The 20,995-nt window shown below is 66.0% G+C and carries 20 protein-coding genes and 1 pseudogene; 7 read left to right on the top strand and 14 right to left on the bottom strand.

What is annotated here, in order from left to right; genetic code table 11:
- Positions 1-110: 110 nt before the first annotated feature.
- From EDC31_RS12645 to EDC31_RS12635, 4 genes and pseudogenes are all read right to left on the bottom strand, one after another.
- A pseudogene (locus tag EDC31_RS12645) lies at positions 111-299 on the bottom strand (transposase); the annotation flags it as partial.
- A 282-nt stretch (positions 300-581) separates the two neighbouring features.
- Positions 582-1,829 carry an NAD(P)/FAD-dependent oxidoreductase gene (locus EDC31_RS12640; RefSeq protein WP_042060775.1) on the bottom strand — a complete coding sequence of 416 codons (1,248 nt, stop codon included), beginning with the start codon at positions 1,827-1,829 and terminating at the stop codon, positions 582-584.
- Complete coding sequence (locus tag EDC31_RS17735) at positions 1,826-2,266, bottom strand: TIGR01244 family sulfur transferase (protein ID WP_042060773.1); 441 nt, start codon at positions 2,264-2,266, stop codon at positions 1,826-1,828. The genes EDC31_RS12640 and EDC31_RS17735 overlap by 4 nt, the downstream gene beginning before the upstream one ends.
- A 32-nt stretch (positions 2,267-2,298) precedes the next feature.
- A complete protein-coding gene (locus EDC31_RS12635; RefSeq protein ID WP_081797780.1) occupies positions 2,299-3,240 on the bottom strand; it encodes an MBL fold metallo-hydrolase in 942 nt (313 codons plus the stop codon).
- A 137-nt stretch (positions 3,241-3,377) separates the two neighbouring features.
- Here EDC31_RS12635 and EDC31_RS12630 point away from each other — a divergent pair, with 137 nt between their 5' ends.
- Genes EDC31_RS12630 through EDC31_RS12605 form a run of 6 tightly spaced genes read left to right on the top strand, consistent with a single transcriptional unit; the run spans position 3,378 to position 6,788 of the window.
- Positions 3,378-4,031, top strand: a complete 654-nt coding sequence (locus EDC31_RS12630; RefSeq protein WP_052512108.1) for a peroxiredoxin — start codon at positions 3,378-3,380, stop codon at positions 4,029-4,031.
- Positions 4,024-4,443 carry an ArsR/SmtB family transcription factor gene (locus tag EDC31_RS12625; protein WP_204366695.1) on the top strand — a complete coding sequence of 140 codons (420 nt, stop codon included), beginning with the start codon at positions 4,024-4,026 and terminating at the stop codon, positions 4,441-4,443. Before EDC31_RS12630 ends, EDC31_RS12625 begins: the two co-directional genes overlap by 8 nt.
- A gap of 13 nt (positions 4,444-4,456) precedes the next feature.
- Positions 4,457-4,891, top strand: coding sequence for a YeeE/YedE family protein (locus EDC31_RS12620; RefSeq protein ID WP_042060769.1), 435 nt, complete (start codon positions 4,457-4,459; stop codon positions 4,889-4,891).
- Positions 4,888-5,316: a YeeE/YedE family protein gene (locus EDC31_RS12615; protein ID WP_042060767.1), complete on the top strand. Its 429-nt coding sequence runs from the start codon at positions 4,888-4,890 to the stop codon at positions 5,314-5,316. The genes EDC31_RS12620 and EDC31_RS12615 overlap by 4 nt, the downstream gene beginning before the upstream one ends.
- Before the next feature lie 9 nt (positions 5,317-5,325).
- Positions 5,326-6,135: a sulfite exporter TauE/SafE family protein gene (locus EDC31_RS12610; RefSeq protein ID WP_042060765.1), complete on the top strand. Its 810-nt coding sequence runs from the start codon at positions 5,326-5,328 to the stop codon at positions 6,133-6,135.
- Positions 6,132-6,788, top strand: coding sequence for a DsbA family protein (locus tag EDC31_RS12605; protein WP_052512104.1), 657 nt, complete (start codon positions 6,132-6,134; stop codon positions 6,786-6,788). Before EDC31_RS12610 ends, EDC31_RS12605 begins: the two co-directional genes overlap by 4 nt.
- 123 nt (positions 6,789-6,911) lie before the next feature.
- On the opposite strand, the gene EDC31_RS12600 is transcribed toward EDC31_RS12605, so the two are convergent.
- A complete protein-coding gene (locus tag EDC31_RS12600; protein ID WP_081797782.1) occupies positions 6,912-7,238 on the bottom strand; it encodes a winged helix-turn-helix transcriptional regulator in 327 nt (108 codons plus the stop codon).
- On the opposite strand from EDC31_RS12600, the gene EDC31_RS12595 reads away from it, so the two are divergent.
- Complete coding sequence (locus EDC31_RS12595) at positions 7,153-8,013, top strand: SDR family oxidoreductase (RefSeq protein WP_042060761.1); 861 nt, start codon at positions 7,153-7,155, stop codon at positions 8,011-8,013. The two genes, EDC31_RS12600 and EDC31_RS12595, sit on opposite strands and share 86 nt — an antisense overlap.
- Positions 8,014-8,239: 226 nt before the next feature.
- On the opposite strand, the gene EDC31_RS12590 is transcribed toward EDC31_RS12595, so the two are convergent.
- From EDC31_RS12590 to EDC31_RS12550, 9 genes are all read right to left on the bottom strand, one after another.
- Entirely contained in the window at positions 8,240-9,469 is a 1,230-nt protein-coding gene (locus EDC31_RS12590; RefSeq protein ID WP_042060759.1) for a cytochrome c, read from the bottom strand.
- 2 nt (positions 9,470-9,471) lie between these two features.
- A complete protein-coding gene (locus EDC31_RS12585) occupies positions 9,472-11,673 on the bottom strand; it encodes a xanthine dehydrogenase family protein molybdopterin-binding subunit (RefSeq protein WP_042060757.1) in 2,202 nt (733 codons plus the stop codon).
- Entirely contained in the window at positions 11,670-12,128 is a 459-nt protein-coding gene (locus EDC31_RS12580) for a (2Fe-2S)-binding protein (RefSeq protein WP_042060755.1), read from the bottom strand. Before EDC31_RS12580 ends, EDC31_RS12585 begins: the two co-directional genes overlap by 4 nt.
- 262 nt (positions 12,129-12,390) lie before the next feature.
- On the bottom strand, positions 12,391-13,914 hold the full coding sequence (glpK, locus tag EDC31_RS12575) for a glycerol kinase GlpK (RefSeq protein ID WP_042060751.1): 1,524 nt from the start codon (positions 13,912-13,914) through the stop codon (positions 12,391-12,393).
- Between the two features lie 168 nt (positions 13,915-14,082).
- Complete coding sequence (locus tag EDC31_RS12570; RefSeq protein ID WP_042060750.1) at positions 14,083-14,931, bottom strand: MIP/aquaporin family protein; 849 nt, start codon at positions 14,929-14,931, stop codon at positions 14,083-14,085.
- A 30-nt stretch (positions 14,932-14,961) separates the two neighbouring features.
- Positions 14,962-16,743 (bottom strand): glycerol-3-phosphate dehydrogenase, encoded by a 1,782-nt coding sequence (gene glpD / locus EDC31_RS12565; protein ID WP_081797781.1) that lies wholly within the window; start codon positions 16,741-16,743, stop codon positions 14,962-14,964.
- Between the two features lie 136 nt (positions 16,744-16,879).
- Positions 16,880-17,668 carry a DeoR/GlpR family DNA-binding transcription regulator gene (locus EDC31_RS12560; protein ID WP_042060748.1) on the bottom strand — a complete coding sequence of 263 codons (789 nt, stop codon included), beginning with the start codon at positions 17,666-17,668 and terminating at the stop codon, positions 16,880-16,882.
- A 172-nt stretch (positions 17,669-17,840) separates the two neighbouring features.
- A complete protein-coding gene (locus EDC31_RS12555; protein WP_042060746.1) occupies positions 17,841-19,244 on the bottom strand; it encodes a class II fumarate hydratase in 1,404 nt (467 codons plus the stop codon).
- Positions 19,245-19,287: 43 nt separating this feature from the next.
- On the bottom strand, positions 19,288-20,943 hold the full coding sequence (locus tag EDC31_RS12550; protein ID WP_042060745.1) for an NAD-dependent malic enzyme: 1,656 nt from the start codon (positions 20,941-20,943) through the stop codon (positions 19,288-19,290).
- Between the last annotated feature and the right edge of the window lie 52 nt (positions 20,944-20,995).

Below are 20,995 nucleotides of genomic sequence, written 5' to 3'. Positions count from 1 at the left end.
CCGAGGCCGAGGCCAACTACTATGCAGCCCTTCAGATCATCAATATGGCTGCGTGACTCAAACCAATTAGCCTCCGGGAAACCCGGGACGCTTCAGGTTAGGCTCAGGACTCATAGCCAGAACAAGACGGTTGCAGCGAGGCAGATGGCCGAGAAGAAGACGGTCGGGCATCTGTCATAGCGTGTTGCGACCCGTCTCCAGTCTTTGAGCCTGCCGAACATGATTTCGATACGGTTGCGTCTTTTGTATTTCCGTTTGTCGTATTTGACCGGTTTTCCACGAGATTTTCGGCCAGTGACCCTGCCCCGAACGTGCCCTCAGTTTTGAGTTAGGGTCTGCAATGACCTGCCATCATCCGAGCCGCTTGGGCAATGCAGCACTTTCCGCATAGCGGAGGCCGCGAAGTGCCATCGCCACCAGCATCAGAGCGTGCCGCGCGGCGAACGGCCATGGCTTTCATGCAGCGCGCACCCCGCTACCGTCACCGCTCCCAGAATCGAGTTCAGCCAGACAATCCGTGCGGGCCGCTCTCCGCCGCGCGGCACGCCGAACAGGGTGGTCGAGAGCGGCCGCAGGTCAGTTCAAAAGCTACCTGCATGCGCGAATTCCTTCGGGCGGACGAGCCATTCCCGGCCCTTGAGCATGCCATGCCAGTAGACCGGCGGCAGGATGCGCTCCTTCATCAGCCAGGCGAGGCGCGAGGGGTGAGAGCCATCGATCAGCCACTTGGGGAAGGTCGGCAGGAGCTTGCCACCATAGCCGAACTCGGCCAGAACGATCCGGCCCCGTTCGACCGTCAGCGGACAGGACCCATAGCCATCGTAGAGCGCCCGCGGCTCCTTGCCGTCGAGGGTGGAGAGCACATTCTCGGCGACGATCGGCGCCTGCTTGCGCGCGGCCGCCGCGGTCTTGGCGTTGGCCGTGGCACAGGCGTCGCCGGCGGAGAAGACGTTGGCAAAGCGCGGATGGCGCAGCGTCGCGGGATCGGCTTCGAGCCATCCGGCCGCGTCCGCCAGCGGGCTCTCCCGAACGATGTCCGGCGACACCTGGGGCGGGCAGACATGCAGCATCTCGAAAGAGCGCGTGATGGACTTTGGGGGACTTCCCGCCTGCGTCACCTCGAAGGTGGCTTCCTTGCGGACGCCGTCGATCGAGATCAGCCGCGACTGAAGCTGCAAGTTGATGCCGTAGCGTTCGATATAGGCCATCAATGCCGGGACATAGGCCGACACGCCGAACAGGACCCCGCCCGCATTGCAGAACGAGACGTCGATCGCGCCGAGCCGGCCGGTCCGCAGCCAGTGGTCGCAGGAGAGATACATGGCCTTCTGCGGCGCGCCGGCGCATTTGATCGGCATCGGCGGCTGCGTGAAGATGGCCTTGCCGCGCTCCAGCGACTGGACCAGCCGCCATGTGTAGGGCGCAAGGTCGAAACGATAATTGGACGTGACGCCATTGCGGCCGAGCGCGTCGACGAGACCCGGAATCGCGTCCCAATCGAGCTTCAGCCCCGGCGCCATGACCAGGGCCCGGTAGGTGAGCTTGCGGCCATTGCCCAGTAGAACCGTGTTGCGATCGGGCTCGAAGGCCGTGGCGACCGCGTGCACCCATTCCGCGCCCTTCGGAATCACCGCCTCCATCGGCCGGACCGTGGATTCGGGCCGGAAGACGCCGCGCCCGACAAGGGTCCAGCCGGGCTGGTAATAGTGCCGATCGGCCGGATCGACGATGGCGAGGCGTAACGAGCGGCGACGGCGCAGCAGCGATGCGGCGATTGCGGCGCCGGCAGCGCCCGCGCCGACGATGACGACATCGTATTCGTTGGTCATGGGCGATTTCTCCTCATGGCGCCGCCCGCATCAAGGCGAGGCTTCAGCGCGGTGATGTCGTAGCCGTGGCGAGCGGCGTCCCGGATCAACTCGTCCGAGGCGACCCGACCTGCCTGGCTCAAGGCCCAGAGCATGACGGCCCGCGTTCCGGTCCTGCAGAAGGCCAGAACCGGCCCCTTGGCGACCTCGATCGCCGCCGCGAACTGATCGACATCCCGGTCAGTGATCTCGCCGGCTTTCACGGGAATCTGGCGATAGCCGATCCCGTGACGTCCGGCGGCGTCCGCAATCTCGGCCGAGTCGGGCTGGCCCGCTTCTTCGCCGTCAGGGCGGTCGTTCACGATCGCGCGAACGCCAAGCCCGGCGAGGGCCTCGACATCGGCGGGAGCGATCTGCGGAGAGACCCAGAGGGTCGGCGTGATCTGTTTGATATCCATGCGCGCGCCCTCCAGTCGGCGTGATCCGTTCGTCAGAGCCTGTTGAGCGGGATTTTCAGGTAGCGCTCGCCGTCATCCTCCGGCGGCGGGAGCTGGCCGCCGCGCATGTTCACCTGGACGGAGGGCAGGATCAGCTTCGGCATGCCGAGCTTGGCGTCGCGCGCCATCCGCATGGCGACGAACTCGTCTTCCGAGACGCCGTCATGGACATGGACGTTGTCCCGCCGCTCGGCGGCGACGGTCGTCTCCCAGCGATAGTCGTTCCGGCCCGGCGCCTTGTAGTCGTGGCAGAGGAAGAGACGCGTTTCGCCCGGCAGCGACAGCACCCGGCGCGTCGAGCGGTAAAGGGCGCGGGCGTCACCGCCCGGGAAGTCGGCCCGCGCGGTGCCATAATCGGGCATGAACAGGGTGTCGCCCACGAAGGCGGTGTCGCCGATGACATAGGTCATGCAGGCGGGCGTATGCCCCGGCGTGTGCAGGGCCATAGCTTCGAGGCCGCCGATCCGAAAGACTTCGCCATCGGTGAAGAGGCGGTCGAACTGGCTGCCGTCGCGCTCGAACACGGTCCCCGCATTGAAGACCTTGCCGAAGATCGCCTGGACGACGCGGATGTTCTCGCCGATGCCGATGGCGCCGCCCAGCGTCTCCTTGAGATAGGGCGCGGCGGACAGGTGATCGGCATGGACATGGGTCTCCAGAATCCATTCGACCGCGAGTCCCTCCTTCCGGACAAAGGCGACGATGGCGTCGGCGGAGGCGGTCGCGGTGCGCCCGGCGGCGGCGTCATAGTCGAGCACGGAATCGACGATGGCGCAGGACGGCGAGCGGGGATCGCGCACCACGTAGCTCGCCGTATTGGTCGGCTCGTCGAAAAAGGCCGTGACCTGCGGCCGCAGGCCGGCGTCGGCCACGGCGCGGCGAACGATCGCCTCCGCAACGGCGTCGGCCTGCCCTGTCTCTGCATCGGTGCTCATGATCTCGACCTCCGAAAGCTGGTCATCATCAATTTCACATATTCGATATTGACTTGCGTTAATTATAGAATGATCTTGCGGTCAGATGTCAAGGGCAAGGGAAGGGCGGGCGAATGGCGGAACGGCATGAGGACGGCATGAGAGACGACCGGAGCACGGAAGCGCGCCTGCCGCTGCTCAACGAGCCGGCGCCGCCCTTCCGCGCGCGGACCACGAAGGGAGAGAAATCGCTGGACGACTATCGCGGGCGCTGGCTGGTCTTCTTCGCCCATCCCGCCGATTTTACGCCGGTCTGCGCCAGCGAGTTCATCGCCTTTTCGAAAGCCTACGATGCGTTCCAGGCGCTCGACTGCGACCTGCTCGGTCTTTCGGTCGACAGCCTGTTCTCACATATTGCCTGGGTTTCCAGCATCCATGACCGCTTCGGCGTCGAGGTGCCGTTCCCGATCGTCGAGGACCCTTCGATGGCGATCGCCAGGGCCTACGGGATGTTGCATCCGGGCGCCGATTCCAGCGCCACCGTGCGGGCGAGCCTCGTCATCGACCCGAACGGCCTGATCCGGGCGATCACCTGGTATCCGATGAATGTGGGCCGCAACGTCGAGGAGTTGCTCCGCCTGGTGAGCGCGCTCCAGCTCAGTGAGCGCGAGCAGGTGTTCACGCCGGCGGGCTGGACGCCCGGAGACGCGGTGCTGGCGACGCCGCCGCTGACGGCGCCCGACCCGAAGGCCTGGTCGCCCTCCGGCGAACAGCCCGATTGGTACTACCGCCTGGAGGCCGCCAATGCCTGATGTTCAGCAGCCCTTGGCCGAGCCGATGCAGGCGCGCGCCGAGGAGATCGCCGATCTCATGAAGCTGCTCGGCCATCCGCAGCGCCTGTTGATCGCCTGCCTGCTGACCGAGCGTGCGTTCGCGGTCAGCGAAATAGAGGAGCGGCTCCACATCCGCCAGCCATCGCTGTCGCAACAACTCGGCACGCTGCGCGACGCGGGCGTCATCGAGGGGCGGCGGTCGGCCAAAGCGGTGATCTACAGCCTGACCGACGAGCGACTGCGCCAGCTCCTCGGCGCGCTGCACCAGGTCTTCTGCCCATCCGGCGTCGCGGCCCTCGTGACGAACGCGCCGAACTCCCAGCCCATGCCCAACGCCGCGATGGCCGCCTCGGCGGTGTTCGCCCGCGTCGGCGTCCATCGCGTCGGTTGAAGGAACACTGCCGATGGCATGGCCCACTTACCTGCAATCCCTGGCCGGGGGCGCGCTGATCGGCGCGGCGGCGGCGCTGTTCCTGTTGCTCAACGGTCGCATCGCCGGGATCAGCGGCATCCTCGGCCGCCTGCTCGGGCCGCGCTCGGCCGAGACCGCGACGAACATATGGTTCGTGATCGGGCTGCTCGTCGGCCCCCTGCTGTTTCTGGGGCTGACCGGCCGCTTGCCGGACTCGCATGTCACCGCCGCCCCGGCCGTGCTCATCGCCGGGGGTCTGCTTGTCGGGTTCGGGACGCGGCTTGGATCGGGCTGCACGAGCGGGCATGGAGTCTGCGGCCTGGCGCGTCTGTCGCGTCGCTCGTTCGCGGCGGTCGGCGTCTTCATGACGACCGCCGTCGCGGTGGTCTATCTCACCCATCATCTGCTCCCGGGGGTCAGCCCATGAGACCGCTGGCAGGCCTCGTGGCGGGCAGTCTGTTCGGGTTGGGACTGGCGCTCTCCGGGATGCTCGATCCCGTGCGGGTGTTGGGTTTCCTTGACGTGGCCGGGCCGTGGGACCCGAGCCTCGCCTTCGTGCTCGGCGGTGCGGTCGCCGTTTCCACGATCGGTTGGCGATACGCCCGGCGACGCGGCCGCCCGGCGCTGGCCGAACGGTTCGACCTCCCGACGGCCGTCCGCATCGATGCGCGCCTGCTCATGGGCGCTGCGCTGTTCGGAATAGGCTGGGGTCTCGTCGGCCTGTGCCCGGGTCCGGCGATCGCGGGCCTCGTGCTCGGCCATCCGCAGACCCTGCTGTTCACGGCCGCGATGATCGCCGGCATGGCGCTCTTCCGACTCGTGCCGGCCGCACGCGCCCGGCCCTCGGCCTAGGAGAGGATTATGGACCTGCTCCATCCCATGCTCGCGATCTTGTCCGGCACTCTGGTCGGGTTCACCCTCGGCCTGATCGGCGGCGGCGGCTCGATCATGGCGACGCCGCTGCTGCTCTATGTCGTCGGCTTGCAGCCGCATGTGGCGATCGGCACGGGCGCGCTCGCCGTCTCGGCCAACGCCTTCGCCAATTTCGGGGGGCATGCGCGCGCCGGCAACGTGCGCTGGCGCTGCGCCCTCATCTTCTCCGTCGTCGGCGTCGCCGGCGCGGCCGCGGGCTCGCTGCTCGGCAAGCAGGTCGACGGCAAGCAGCTCATCTCGTTGTTCGCCGTTCTCATGATCGTGATCGGCGTGCTGATGCTGCGGCGGAAAGAGAAGCCCGCCGAGGGCGCTGACGCCTTTTCAGCCGGTTCGTGCGGACTCTGGACGCCCGGGTCGCGCAATCCCGGCCCGCTGATCGCCACCGCCTTCATCGTCGGCGTCCTCTCGGGTTTCTTCGGCATCGGCGGCGGATTCCTGATCGTGCCGGGCCTGTTGTTCGCGACCGGCATGCCGATGATCTGCGCGATCGGCTCGTCGCTGCTCGCCGTCGGCGCTTTCGGCCTCACCACCTCGGTGACCTATGGGCTCTCCGGCCTGATCAATTGGCCGGTCGCGGCGGAGTATCTGCTCGGCGGTTTCGCGGGGGGCGCTGCCGGCATGATGCTGGCGTCGCGCTTCGCCACGCACAAGGCCACGCTGAACCGGATCTTCGCTTCGCTGGTCTTCGTCGTCGCCTTCTACATGCTCTACCGCAACCTGCCGGAACTCCATCCATGAAGGCGCCAGCTCTGAACAGGCACGCTCGCAAGGGTTTCGCGGGGCGGGCTCGCATGGTCCTGCTCGCCATCCTGTTGGGCATCGTCGCCATCGGACCGGCCGTGGCCCGGGATATCGCCACGGCTCAGCTCGAGGACGACCTGTTGCAGGACAAGACCTCGCCAGTCGCCGGCAATCCGCTGGGATCGGTGACCATCGTCGAATTCTTCGACTATCGTTGCCCCTATTGCCGCGTCATGCAGCAGCGGCTGCAAGCTCTGCTGGCGCAGGACAAGAGCGTGCGCGTGGTGCTGAAGGACTGGCCGATCTTCGGCGGCGTCTCGGTCTATGCCGCCGAGGTCGCCATCGCGTCAGGCTGGCAGGGCAAATACCTGCCGATCCATGACGCGCTTTTCACGCTTCCGCGTCAGATGGATCAGGCCGCGATCCGGCGCGCCGCCGAACAGGCTGGCGTCGATATGGCGCAGCTCGACCGCGATCTCGCGCAGCGCGAGGGCGAAATCCGGCAGGTTCTCGGCAAGACCGACAGCGAGGCGCGGATGCTGGAGTTTCAGGGAACGCCGGCCTTCGTCATCGGCCACCACCTCATTCCGGGGGCCGTCTCGCTGGATGATCTTGCGAAGCTGGTCACCGAGGCCAAAGCCGGGCGATGAGGGGATATCCCTGCTGATAGCGGGCCTCGGCGCGACGGCGGACGCCATCCTTTACAGATCAGGCCATCGGGCGATCCCGGGGCGATCTGACGGCACGCCGCAGAAAGCATCTGCGTCAGCCGATCAATTCCCCTCGTCGAATATCCGGCGCGCCTCCCTGATCGCGGCGTGACTGCGATCGGCCCACCGCACGAGAACCGCCAGCGGTTCGAGGATCGTCATTCCCAGCGTCGTCAACTGGTATTCGACGCTGGGCGGCTTGGTTGGAAAGACCGTCCGCGTAATCAGGCCGTCACGCTCGAGATCCCTGAAAGTCTGCGTCAGCATTCGTTTGGAGATGTCCGGAATCGCACGCTGAACGGCGCTGAAGCGCTGCGGACCCGCGGCCACCGGACAGCTTGGACAAACTGTCATCGACGCATTGCTCGAGGAGGTGCCGGCCAGCGCCATCGCGGCGGGCGTTCGCGACCCTGCGAAAGATGCCGCACGCGCCATCGGCGAAAAAGGCGTGGAACTGCGCATTGCCGATTATTCTCGGCCGGAGACCCTGGCCTCGGCATTCGCGGGTGTGGAGCGGCTCCTGCTGATCTCCGGGAGCGAACTGGGCGAACGCACGGCGCAGCATCGCAATGTCATAAAAGCGGCAAAAGACGCGGGCGTCCGTCTGATTGCCTATACGAGCATATTGCATGCCAACACATCGCCCTTGTTCCTCGCAGCCGAACATCGCGAGACCGAACTCGCCCTGAAAGAATCTGGCGTGCCCTTCGTCCTTCTGCGCAACGGGTGGTATACCGAGGTTTATACGTGGCGGCTGCCGCTGGCCCTCAAGCAGGGGGAATTGATCGGCGCGGCCGGAGACGGACGCATCTCGTCCGCGGCCCGTGCCGATTATGCCAGAGCCGCCGCAGCCGTGCTGGCAAGCGGCGATCATGCCGGTCGTATTTATGAACTTGCCGGTGATACATCTTTTACGCTGACGGATTTTGCGGCGGCCGTTTCGGAGATTTCCGGCAACGCGATCGATTATCGGAATATGGACGCGGAGGAATTCCGTGCTGCGGCGCTCGCGGCCGGCGTACCGGATATTTTTGCGAAAATCCTGACCGATACGGATGCCGGCGTGGCACAGGGCGCATTGTTCGATGATGGCGGCGATCTGGCGCGTCTGATCGGGCCGACAACCCCATATCGTGACACACTTGTTCAGTTCTTCGGAACGTGACCAGTCAATCCAACCGTCAGGGGGACGAAGAGTCAGGCGGCGCTCCGCTCGAATGCGGTGCGCTGATCCGCACACCCCTCCGCGACCGAGCGTCGGAAACATGGTGCCTTTCTACACGCCCGTCCGCAGACATTCGTCGCGGGACGTCGTCAGCCCTGCCGCCTGCGAGCGGCAGGGCACTTGATCAAAACAGGTCTCCACTTTCCCAAGCAAGTCCAGAGGGTTCCTACTCTGTTTTTCGTGCGGCTTTCACGGCATCTGTATTGAAAGCTGGCTGTGTTCCGCCCAGCGTGGTCATGGTGTAGGCTGCGATATCCGCGAGGTCGCGATCGCTGTAGCCGTCGCCGAAGCGCGGCATATCGGCGTTGCCCGTGGCGGTCGTCAACCTTGAGCCTTCAATGAGAACCTGAAGCAGGTTCACACCATCGGGATCGCGCAACGTATGTCCGCCTGCGATCGAGGCGGCCTCCACCTGTCGTCCGGCGCCGTTCTCCAGATGACATCCTGCGCAGGCACCGGCGAACAGCGCCCCGCCATGCTTCAGTGCCGCCGGCGAGAACGCGTCCGAAGCCTTTTTCGGTGGTTTCGCGGGTTGCGCCGGCAGGGTCCGCAGATACGTCACCATGGCGGCGGTATCCTCCTTCGTCATGAAACGAAGGCTGTAGCTGACGGCTTCCGCCATCGGTCCTGCCGCCGTTCCATGTCCGTCCGCATGACCCGTCGTCAGATAGCTCGCGAGCGCCTCGTCCGTCCAGGAGCCGATCCCCGCTTGCGGATCGGAGGTGATGTTATAGGCAAGCCAGCCCGCCGCGACGGCCCCGGCATAAGCATGGCGATGGGATACCCCCATCGTCAGCGTGCGCGGAGAGTGGCACTCGGCGCAATGACCCGGCCCCTCGACGAGCCAGCGGCCGCGATTCCAGGCCGCGCTCCGCTTCGGATCATCCGGATAGGACGAGGCCGGCCCGTTGAAGAGATCCCAGCCGAACATGCCCGGACGAACGATGCTGAACTGAAAGATCCCCGTATTCGCCGGGATCTTTCTGGCCACCGGCCGGACGGTCGCGAGATAGGCCCGGATCGCCCGAACGTCTTCAGGACTCATCCGCGCGTAATCCTGATACGGCATCGCCGGAAACAGATGCTTCCAGTGCGGCGAGATGCCCCTGCGCACGGAGCGCGCGAACTGCGCGTCCGTCCATTGGCCGATACCGTATTTCGTATCCGGGGTGATGTTGGAGGAATAGATCGTTCCCATGGGCGGCACGGCGAAGGCACGCCCCCCCGCGAACGGAACCCCTCCCGGGGCCGTGTGGCACGCCTCGCAATCGGCCAGACGCGCCAGATACTGGCCGCGCGCGACGAGGTCGCTCTGGCCCGGCGTCTCGGCACGCGCCGCCGGAATGGCCGTCAGCATCAGACCGACGATACCGAAAATGAGGGATGAACGCCGCATGATCACGCTGCCTCCACGCCGGGCATCAAAGGCAGGGTCCGCAGGCGGCGCCCCGATGCCGCGGCGATCGCGTTCGCCAGGGCGGGCGCGGCGGCGGCCGTGCCGGTCTCGCCCACGCCGCCCGGCGCTTCCGTGCTGTTCACGAGATGGGTGTCGATCCGCGGAGCCTCATTCATGCGCAGGATGCGCCACAGGTTGAAGTTGTTCTCCTGCACGCGCCCGTTTTTCAACGTGATTTCGTTAAACAGCGCCGTGCCCAGGCCGAAAATCACTCCTCCCTCGATCTGCGCGCGAATCTGGTCCGGGTTCACCGGCTGCCCGCAATCGGCCGCGACGGTGACCCGAACGATCCTGATCTGACCCGGCGCGCTCATATCGACCTCGACGACAGTGGCCAGATACGATTTGAACAGGAACTGCACGGAGACGCCACGCCCATGCCCCTTCGGCAGCGGTGTCCCCCAGCCGGATTTCTCCGCCGCGAGATCCAGTACCTCGCGGGCGCGGGGATGATCGTGAATCAGGGCGCGGCGGTACGCGACCGGATCGGCGTTCGCCCGCTGGGCGAGTTCGTCGATAAAACTTTCAACGACGAACAGCCCCCTGGTTCCGCCGACACCGCGCCACCACGCCGTCACGACGCCTGGCGCTTCGCGTCGAACGAAGTCCAGTCGCGAGGCGGGATAGGTGTAAGGTGTTTCGAGAATGCCTCCGGCGAGATCGTTATCGAACCCGTTGGGAGAAAGCCCCGCCGGCGCCCACCGCGCCACGACGGCCGGTCCCACGATACGGAACTCCATGCTCTGGATCCCGCCCTGGCGATCCAGACCCGCGCGCACATGATCGACATAGGCGGGCCGGAAACGGTCGCGCATCAGATCCTCTTCACGGCTCCAGACGATTTGCAGCGGATAGGGCACCTGCCTGGCGAACCGGGCGGCCTGGGTGACATATTCGTGCTCCAGGCGACGGCCGAAGCCGCCGCCGATATACTGGCTGTGCAGATGCACGTTTTCCTTCGGCAGTCCGGTGATGTTCGCCACGCTGTCACGGGCGCGCAAGGGCACCTGCGTTCCGACCCACACATCGGCGCCGTCCGGGCGGACATGGATCGTGCAGTTGATCGGCTCCATCGGCGAATGCGCGAGGAGCGGCTGCTGGTAGATGGCCTCGAAGCGCGAAACGGCCCGGTCGAACACGGCTGCCGCGTCGCCCTGACTATGCGCGACGATCGGATGCGGTTCGGACAATCCGTCATGCAGTTCGCGATAGATCTGCGCCGTATCGACCGATGCGTTCGCACCTTCGCGCCACACGACGGCAAGGGCTTCGAGCCCCTTTTTCGCGGCCCAGTAATGATCGGCGACGACGCAGACCGCGTCATCGATCGTCAGGACCTCCTTCACGCCGGGAACCCGCAGCGCGGCGTCACGGTCGATCTCTCCGACCTTCCCCCCCAGAACGGGACAGGCGGCGACGGTCGCGTGCTTCATGTCCGGCACGCGGATATCAATCCCGAAAAGCGGACGCCCCTCGATCTTGGCGCGACTGTCCAGCCGATGACGCGGGCGACCGATCAGCGTCCAGTCCCGCGCCGGTTTCAGCGGAACGTCCTTCGGCGGCGGCACTTTCGCCGCATCCTCTGCGAGATCGGCAAAGGCGAAGCTTCGGTTCGAGGGCGTGTGCACAACCTGCCCCTGCCGCGCCTCGCATTCGGTCACGGGGCAGTTCCAGCGTGTCGCGGCAGCCTGGATCAACATCACGCGCGCGGCGGCGCCCGCCTCGCGCAGCGTTGTCCATTCGAAGATGGTCGAGGTCGATCCGCCCGTTGCCTGCGTTCCCAATTCGGGAAGGATATAGGCGGCATCCGGCGGCGCCGCCTCGAGGTTCACACGCTCCGGATCGATGCCCAGTTCCTCGGCGATCAGAACCACCGAGCCCGTATAGATCCCCTGGCCCATTTCCACATTCGGAAGAATGAACGTGACGCCGCTGTCTCCCGGCACCTGCGTGGGGGCGATCCGGATATAGGCGCCCGGCGCGAACGGAGCATTCTCGACGTCCGAAAGCACTCCCTGCACGAACTCCGACGGCCGTCCGAAAGCCCTGCGGGCCGGGAGCAGCCCCGCCACGATCAGACCCGTCGCCCCGGCAAGGAACCCTCGACGGGACGGCTCGGCCACGCCTGTCGCCAGGTTTTTCATGCGATGTCTCCCGCCGCGTTGCGGATAGCCTGACGAATGCGCGGATACGTGCCGCAGCGGCAGATATTGCCGGACATCGCGGCGTCGATCTGCGCATCCGTCGGATGAGGCGTGGTCTTCAGCAGCGCGATGGCGCTCATGATCTGACCGGGCTGGCAGTAACCGCACTGCACCACGTCGATATCCGCCCAGGCGTCCTGTACGACCCGGGCCAGCGGATCGCCCGCGAGGCCTTCGATCGTCGTGACCGACTTCGTCCCGAGATTGCCAACGGGCAACGAACATGCGCGCACCGCCTGCCCATCAACATGCACCGTGCAGGCGCCGCATTCGGCGATTCCACATCCGAACTTCGTGCCGGTCAGTCCCAGCACGTCGCGCAACACCCACAACAACGGCGTGTCAGCAGCCACATCCGCCTGGTATTCGTTGTTATTGATACGAACGGTCGCCATAACGCGCCTCTGGTTGCAGTCGCCACGGTCGCAGACACCACATGGCGCCATGAAACGCGGCAGAGTTCACGGAGAACCGGCATGCCTCGGCAGCTTCCGGACGTCACACACCCTACCCACTTTTCAAATCTGCGTCCATCAGTAACGAATTCGGGAGCATTGGCGGCGCTGTGTGCGTCAAGAGCGTCGGGCGGGATTCATCGAGCGAGCCCTCCTGCCCCGTCCGGCCGGGCGACGGAACCGGGAGGGGCAGCGCCCTGCGTCAGACCTCGCCTGAGACGCCCGCCTGATTCTCGGCAGGGGAACTGAGCGTGCGGCGCACGGCGTCATGCCAGCCGGCGAGCATGGTCTTGCGCAGCGCGGGGTCCATCTTCGGCTCGAAGATGCGGTCTTCGGCCCAAATCGCGGCGACGTCGTCGAGGCTTTTCCAGATGCCCGTCGCCAGACCGGCGAGGAAGGCCGCGCCGAGCGCCGTGGTCTCCAGGTTCTTCGGCCTCTGGACCGATACCTGAAGCATGTTGGCGAGGAACTGGCAGAACCAGTCATTGGCCGACATGCCGCCGTCGATGCGTAGCGTCTGCGCCTTGGCCGCGCCGTCCTCCGTCATCGCATGGGCGAGGTCGTAGGTCTGGAAGGCGACGGATTCCAGCGCCGCGCGGGCGAGATGCGCCTGGGTCGAGCCCAGGGTCAGGCCGCAGATCAGGCCCCGCGCGTTCGGGTCCCAATGCGGCGCGCCGAGCCCGACGAAGCCCGGCACCATATAGACGCCGTGGCTGTCCTCGACGCGGGTGGCCATGTCGTCCGTCTGCGAGGCGTGGGTGATGAGGTGCAACCCGTCGCGCAGCCATTTGATCGCCGCTCCGGCGACGAAGATCGAGCCTTCCAGCGCGTAGGTCGTCTTGCCGCCGATACGATAGCCGATGGTGGTCAGCAGGCGGTTCTGCGAGGCCACGGGCGTCTCGCCGGTATTGGTGAGCATGAAGCAGCCCGTGCCGTAGGTCGATTTCGCCATGCCCTCGGCGAAGCAGGCCTGCCCGACCATCGCCGCGTGCTGGTCGCCCGCCATCCCGCCGATCGCGACCGGCCGGCCGAAGATCGCGGGGTCCGTCTCGCCGAAAGGCCCGCTATTGTCGCGGATCTCCGGCAGCAGCGCGCGCGGAACGCCGAACAGGGCGAGCAGCTCGTCGTCCCAGGACAGGGTGTGGATGTTGCAGAGCGCGGTGCGGCTGGCATTGGTGATGTCGGTCGCATGCACCTTCCCGTCCGTCAGCCGCCAGAGCAGGAAGCTGTCGATGGTCCCGCAGGCGAGTTCGCCTTTCTCCGCCCGCGCGCGCGCGCCATCCACATGATCGAGAATCCAGGCGATCTTGCTGCCCGAGAAATACGGGTCGAGCAGCAGTCCGGTCCGGGCGCGCATGTCCTTCTCGCGCCCTTCCTTCTTCAGCTTCGCGCAGAGCGCCGTGGTGCGGCGGTCCTGCCAGACGATGGCGCGATGGATGGGCTTGCCGGTGGCGCGATCCCAGATCACCACCGTCTCGCGCTGGTTGGTGATGCCGATCCCGGCGATGCGCCCGACGCCGCCCGCCTGCTCGATCGCCTCTCGCGCCGTGTCCACCACGTCGGTCCAGATATCTTCCGCGTCATGCTCGACCCAGCCGGGCTGCGGGTAATGCTGCCTGAATTCGCGCCGCGCGAGGGAAAGCTCCCGTGCCTCGCGGTCGAAGACGATGGAACGGGTCGAGGTCGTGCCCTGGTCGATGGCCAGGATGCAGGTCTTTTCGGTCATGGGAGTGACTCCCTTGGGTGCTGGAGAGCGGTTGGGTGTTTCTTCTTTTCCTGATGACAAAGAAGAAACAGACTTTTGGTCGTCTGGCGGTGGCGTTTCGTCGGAACGGTCCTCCACCGGGTCGGGACTGTTTCGGTGTTCTTCTCTCAGGAAAGAACACCGGCTTTTCTATGTCTGGCGCGCGTCCTCGGTCACGATGACGGGGTCGGACTCTCCCGGGAGGCGCGTTGCATATTGCGGCATGAAGGGGCGGATGCCGTAATGATAGGCGCCGCCGCCGATGATTCCGCCGAGCAGGGGGGCCACGATGGGGACGAACCAGTACTGCCCCGGCGCGGGGATGGCCGATGCGCCCCAGCCGGCGAAGAAGCAGAAAAGCCGGGGACCGAAATCGCGCGCCGGGTTGATGGCCCAGGCGTCCAGATATCCGGCGGACCCGCCGATGATGGCGACGAGCAATCCGATGATGAGCGCGCCGGAATTGGCTTGCGGCGCCTGGGTGTTGTACCGGCAGGTGATGGCGAAGATGCCGAAAACCAGCAGGGCGGTGAGGATCGTCTCGTCCAGAAACGCGTGGGCCACGGTGATGTATGCGCCGGGATGGGTGAAGAACACGCCTGCCGATCCGCCGTCGCCGGCCCGCGTGAGGTGATGGGTGAGATTGTAGTGGTCGATGACCGGCGCGAACATCGCATAGACCACCAGAGCGCCGAAGCAGCCGCCCGCGATCTGGGCGACGCCGTAGGGCAGCACTTTCTTCCACGGAAACTCGCGGAACAGCGCCAGGGAAAGCGTGACGGCGGGGTTGGCGTGAGTGCCGCTGATCGCCGCCGTGCAATAGATGGCGACGGTCACGGCGAGGCCCCAGACGATGCAGACACCCCAATAGGCCGTCTTGTACGGGCTCGGATCGTAGAGGGAATACATCGCCGCCGCGCCGTCGCCGAAAATGATGATGATGGCGACGGCGGCGAATTCGGAGATCAGTTCCCCGATGGTGCGTTTGGTTTCGGACATGGCAGGACTGCTCGACAAGGGGTGGTTCGGCTAGAGACTGTTGTGGGCCGTGCGGGCGGTCTTCTGGTCCTGAAGACTCTCATTGGCTTGCCTCTTCACGTCAGGGGACGACGCCGCCTGACGATCTGCCCGCGAAGCGAACAGATTTGCGATCGTTTGGTCACGAAACCTCGCCGGGAAACGTCGCAGCCAAGTCGCAAAAGATTTTCGGGTCTTCTTTTCCAGGCGGAACGAAGACGCATCCCAACCCTGTCGGGTTGAAACCGGTTGCGCCGGGGACGATCCCGCCAGGCGTCCGGCGATATGGGAGCGCAGACGGGCGGCGGCTTCGTCCGGCATGGAGAGTCCGAGGCGGGAGCGCCGCCAGAGCACGTCCTCCGCGCTGCGCGCCCATTCGTGCTCCAGAAGATAATCGACCTCGCGGGCGGTGAGCGTCGCGCCGAAGCGTTCGCCCATGGCCTGCGCGTCGGGTGTTGCGATGGTGAAGGCGCGCGTGCCGTAATTGCGCACCAGACGCCAGGCGGTATAGGTGTCGAGATGCGGCGCCTGATCCTGAAGACGTTGCACGAGCGCCTTGAACTCGTCGCGCGCGAACGCGCCGCCCGGCAAAGGCTGCGTATCCGTCCAGCCGGGCTGGCCCGCCAGCGCCGCGACATGCGGCTGGAGCTTCTCCAGCGCGTGTTCGGCCAGCTTGCGGAAGGTCGTGATCTTGCCGCCGAAGACCGAGAGGATCGGCGCGGCCTCGGTATCCAGGTCGAGCACGTAGTCGCGCGTGACGGCGGAGGCGTCGCCGGAATGGTCGTCATAGAGCGGCCGGACCCCGGCATAGCTCCAGACCACATCGTCCGGGGAAACCTGCCGATCGAAATAGCGGTTCACGCTGTCGCAGAGATAGCGCGTCTCTTCCGCCGTGATCTCCACATGGTCGGGATCCTGCTCGTACGGCACGTCCGTCGTGCCGATCAGGGTGAACGCCGTTTCGTAGGGGATGACGAAGACGATGCGCTTGTCGGGGTTTTGCAGGATATAGGCCTGCTGCCCGTCGAAGAGGCGGGGCACGACGATGTGGCTGCCCTTGATCAGCCGCACCGCGCTCCGGCTCGGCACGTGCAACCGCTCGGCGAGCAGTTCCGCCACCCAGGGACCGGCGGCGTTGACCATGGCGCGGGCGGTGACGGTGCGGGTCTCGCCGGTTTCCGTATCGGTGAGGACCGCTTCCCAGGTCTGCGGGCCGCGTGTCGCCGAGACGAGGCGGGTGCGCGTCAGCACCGTCGCGCCGCGCGCCGCCGCGTCCATGGCGTTCAGCACGACCAGGCGGCTGTCCTGCACCCAGCCGTCGGAATAGGCGAAGCCCAAAGTGAAGCTGTCCTTCAGCGGCGCGCCGACCGGATTGCGGCGGAGATTCAGCCGCCGCGTCCTGGGCAGGGTCATGTTCGGGCAGAGATGGTCGTAGAGGAAGAGCCCCGCGCGCAGCATCCAGGCGGGGCGGACCAGCTTCGAATGCGGCAGGACGAAGCGCATCGGCCAGATGATGTGGGGCGCGATGGCCAGCAGCCGCTCGCGTTCGATGAGCGATTCCCGCACCAGCCGGAACGCGTAGTGTTCGAGATAGCGCAGGCCGCCATGGATCAGCTTCGTGCTGGCCGAGGAGGTGTGGCCGGCGAGATCGTCCTTCTCCACCAGCAGCACCCGCGCCCCGCGCCCCGCCGCGTCCCGCGCGATTCCGCAGCCGTTCACGCCGCCGCCGACGACCAGCAGATCGAACGGCCGATGCAGGGTTTCGGCGTGGGAAGGCGTGTTCAAAGGGGACATCGTGTGCTCCGGCATGAATGCTCGATTTCGAACATCATGCGACAAATCCCGCCCATTTGCGAGCGGAAACGAACATTATCGCGCGTCACGACTTTGTAGGTGCGCCAAACTCTTCGTGAGGCGGATCGCGGCGGGGTCAGAGTCCGGCGGGCGGCGCCAGATGCACCTCGACCTCCGCCGCCAGCAGCAGCGCCCGGAATGGCGGCTGCGGTTCGAGATCCGTCACCAGAACGTCGATATCCGCCAGCGCGCCGACCTTCCCCATGGGATGGCGGCCGAACTTCGTATGATCCGTCAGCAGGATGACGCGGCGGGAATTCCGGAGAATGGCGCGGGTGCACATGACTTCGTCCGGATCGAAGTCGAGCAGCGTGCCCTCCTCGTCGATGCCGCTGATGCCGATGACGCCGAAATCGGCGCGGAACGTGTCGAGCGATTCGATGGTGCTGGGGCCGACGACGCCGCCGTCGCAATGGCGCACCGTGCCGCCGGTGATGATGGTGCGGAAATCGGTCTGCGCGGACAGGATCGTCGCCACATGGAGATTGTTGGTGACGACGCGCAGGTCGCGCCGGTCCGTCAAGGCGCGGGCGAAGGATTCCGTGGTGGTACCGATATTGATGAACAGCGTCGAGCGGTCCGGGATCAGCGCGGCGGCGGCCCGGCCGATCGCGTCCTTGGCCGGCTGGTTGAGCACCTGCCGCTCGTCATAGGCGATGTTCTCGACGGAGGAGGCCGCGCTGGCGCCGCCGTGATGGCGGGCGATGTAGCCCTGTTCGGCCAGCGTCCCGACATCCCGCCGGATGGTCTGCACCGCGACGCCGAAATGCTGGGCCAGCGTCTCGTTGGTGACGTAGCCCCGCTCCGCCACCAGCGCGAGAATCTGGCGATGGCGGGGCAACGGCGGGAGTGGCAGAGCGCACATGCCTGTTTTCTAGCGTCTTTTCCGTTCGGATCAAGCCGGCCTGTCATGGTGGAGAGGCGCGGAAATCTTCTTCTTTTTCCGGAGAAAAAGAAGCAAAAAAGACTCTTGATCGTCTGGCTTCGGAGTTTCCTTGGGGGAACTCCGAAGCCGGGCTGGAGGGTTTTTCGGCCTTTTACTTGCCCTTCATATTCGGGCCGATCATGGTGCGCGGATCGACGAGGCGGTCGAACTCCTCCGCCGAGATGGCGTCGAGCTTCAGCGCGGCGTCGCGCAGCGTGGTGTCGTGGTCCATGGCGTAATGCGCAACCTTGGAGGCCTTGTCATAGCCGATGGTCGGGGCCAGCGCGGTGACCAGCATGACTGATTCCGCGACATAGCGTTCGATGCGCTTGAGATTGGGCGTGGCGCCCTCAAGCATGAACTTGCGGAAATTGTCGCAGCCGTCGTGCAGAAGCGTGAGGCTCTGCATGATGTTATGGATCATCAGCGGTTTGTAGACGTTCATTTGCAGCAGCCCCGACGCGCCGCCGAAACCCACCGCCACGTCGTTGCTCATGATCTGGATGGCGAGCATCGCCAGCGCCTCGGCCTGGGTCGGATTGACCTTGCCGGGCATGATGGAGGAACCCGGCTCGTTCTCCGGCAGGTGCAATTCGGCGAAGCCCGCGCGCGGGCCGCAGCCCAGCAGGCGGATGTCGTTGGCGATCTTGTAGAGCGCATTCGCCGTGGTGCGGAGCGCGCCGGAGAGATGGACGAGCGCGTCATGGCTGCCCATCAGCGCGAATTTGTTATCGCCGCTGGTGAAGGGCAGCTTCGTCAGCCGCGCGATTTCCGCGCAGGCGCGCGTGGCGAACGGCGCGTCCGTGTTGATGCCGGTGCCGACCGCCGTGCCGCCGAGCGCAAGCGGATAGAGTTCCTTCCGCGCGGTTTCGAGACGGGCGACATTCTCGCGGATCAGCCCGGCGAAACCGTGGAACTCCTGACCCAGCGTCATCGGCACCGCGTCCTGCATATGGGTGCGGCCGATCTTGACGATGTCCTTCCAGTCCTCCGCCTTCTTCTCCAGCGCCTCGGCGAGGCGACGCAGCGCGGGGAGTGCCATCCGCTCCACGCCCAGCGCGGCGGCGATGTACATGGCCGTCGGGAAGGCGTCGTTGGACGACTGCGACATGTTGACGTGGTCGTTCGGGTGGACCGGCTTCTTGCTGCCGAGCGCCTCTCCGGCGATCTGCGAGGCGCGGTTGGCGATCACCTCGTTGACGTTCATGTTGAACTGGGTGCCGGAGCCCGTCATCCAGACATGAAGCGGGAACATATCGGCGTGCTTGCCCGCGAGAATCTCGTCGGCGGCTTCGAGGATCAGCTTGTACTGCGTGTCGCCGAGACGGCCGCTCTGATGATTCGCCTCCGCGCTGGCGCGCTTGACGATGGTCAGCGCCTCGACCATCTCGCGCGGCATGAGATCGTGGCCGATGCTGAAATAATGCAGCGAGCGCTGGGTCTGCGCGCCCCACAGCTTGTCATTGGCGATCTCGATCTCGCCCATGCCATCCGATTCGATTCTCGTGTCGCTCATGTCGCTCGCTCTTTCGTCGTGACGCCGGGACAGCCCCGGCGCATCAGCCCTTTCGGTAGCCGCGGTATTCGGGGGTCCAGAGACAGGCCTCGATCCGGGGCCGCAGCTCCTCGTCGGGAAATTCGTCGCACACGCCTTCCGCCCGCGCCTGGCGCGCGATGGCGCTGGCCACCGCGATCGCGGCCTCGCGCATCTCCGTCAGCGGCGGCAGGAGCGTGCCTTCGGGATCGTTCCGGCGCGGGCTGATCGCCGCGAGGCCGCGCGCGGCGGCGAGGATCATGCGGTCGGTGATCCGCGTCGCCCCGCTGGCCAGCACGCCGAGCCCGATACCGGGAAAGATGTAGGCGTTGTTCGCCAGGTCCACGCGCTGCGTGCGCCCGTCGCGCTTCAGCGGCGGGAAAGGCGTCCCGGTGCTGACCAGCGCGCGGTTCTCCGTCCAGGCCATGAGGTCGCGCGGCGTGCCCTCGGCATGGGAGGTCGGGTTGGAAAGGGGGAAGATGACCGGCCGCTCGCAATGCGCCGCCATCTCGCGCACCACCTCCTCGGTGAACAGCCCGCCGACGCCGGACACGCCGATGAGGATCGACGGTTTCGCGTGACGCACGACCTGCAACAGGTCGGCCCCCGGCGCGCCGGGCCAGTCTTGCCGGGCGAATTCCATCTGCCCGGCGCTCATCCATGCATTGTCGGTGGTCAGGAGGCCGTCCTTGTCGAGCATGTAGATGCGGGCCCGCGCCTCGGCCTCGCTCGCGCCTTCCTCCGCCATGTACTGGACGAGCAGGCGGGAAATCCCCACCCCGGCCGAGCCGCCGCCAACCATGACGACGGTCTGGTCCCGCAACCGCGTCTCGCGCCCCTCCAGGGCCGCCAGAATCACCCCGAGCGTCACCGCCGCCGTGCCCTGTATATCGTCGTTATAGGTGCAAAGCTGCGTGCGGGTGCGTTCGAGGATCGGCGAGGCGTGGGCTGCCGAGAAATCCTCGAAATGCAGCAGGACGTTCGGCCAGCGCGCCTGCACGGCCTCCACGAACTGCTCGATGAAAGAGTCGTAAGCCGCGCCGCGCACCCGCTCGCGCTTCCAGCCGATATAGTTGGTGCTGCTGAGGAGGGTGGGGTTGTTGGTGCCGACATCCAGCATGATCGGCAGGGTGTGACGCGGGTCGATGCCGGCGCAGGCGGTGTAGAGGGAGAGCTTGCCGATGGGAATGCCCATGCCGCCCACGCCCTGATCGCCCAGCCCCAGCACGCGCTCCCCATCCGTCACGCAGACGATCCGCACGTCGTCATAGGCCGGGTCGGCGAGGATTTCCGTCATGCGGTCGCGGTCGGGCCAGGAGAGGAACAGCCCGCGCGACTGGTGCCAGATCTCGGAGAAGGCCTGACAGGCCTCGCCGATCGTCGGCGTATAGACGATCGGCAGCGCCCGTTCGAGATCGCGTTCCAGGATGGCGTAGAACAGCGTTTCGTTGCTGTCCTGAATGGTGCGCATGCGGATATGCCGCGCGAGCGGCGTCGGCAGCCCGGCGAGAAAGGCGATCGCCGCCTCGACCTGCTGGTCCAGCGTCTTGACGGCGCGGGGCAGCAATCCGTTCAGGCCGAACGCTTCCCGCTCTTCGAGCGAGAAGGCGAGCCCCTTGTTGAGCAGACGGTCGGCAAGCAAGGCCTTTCCGCTCACCTGAACGATGCGTTCCTCCGGCATGATCTGTCGTCCCCTCTCGCCGCCTTGTAATTTTATTTCCCGGAAAACTTTC

Origin of the sequence: Acidomonas methanolica, assembly GCF_004346035.1 — a bacterium.
In the GTDB taxonomy this organism is placed as follows: domain Bacteria; phylum Pseudomonadota; class Alphaproteobacteria; order Acetobacterales; family Acetobacteraceae; genus Acidomonas; species Acidomonas methanolica.
This window is presented reverse-complemented; position numbering and strand designations above follow the sequence as displayed.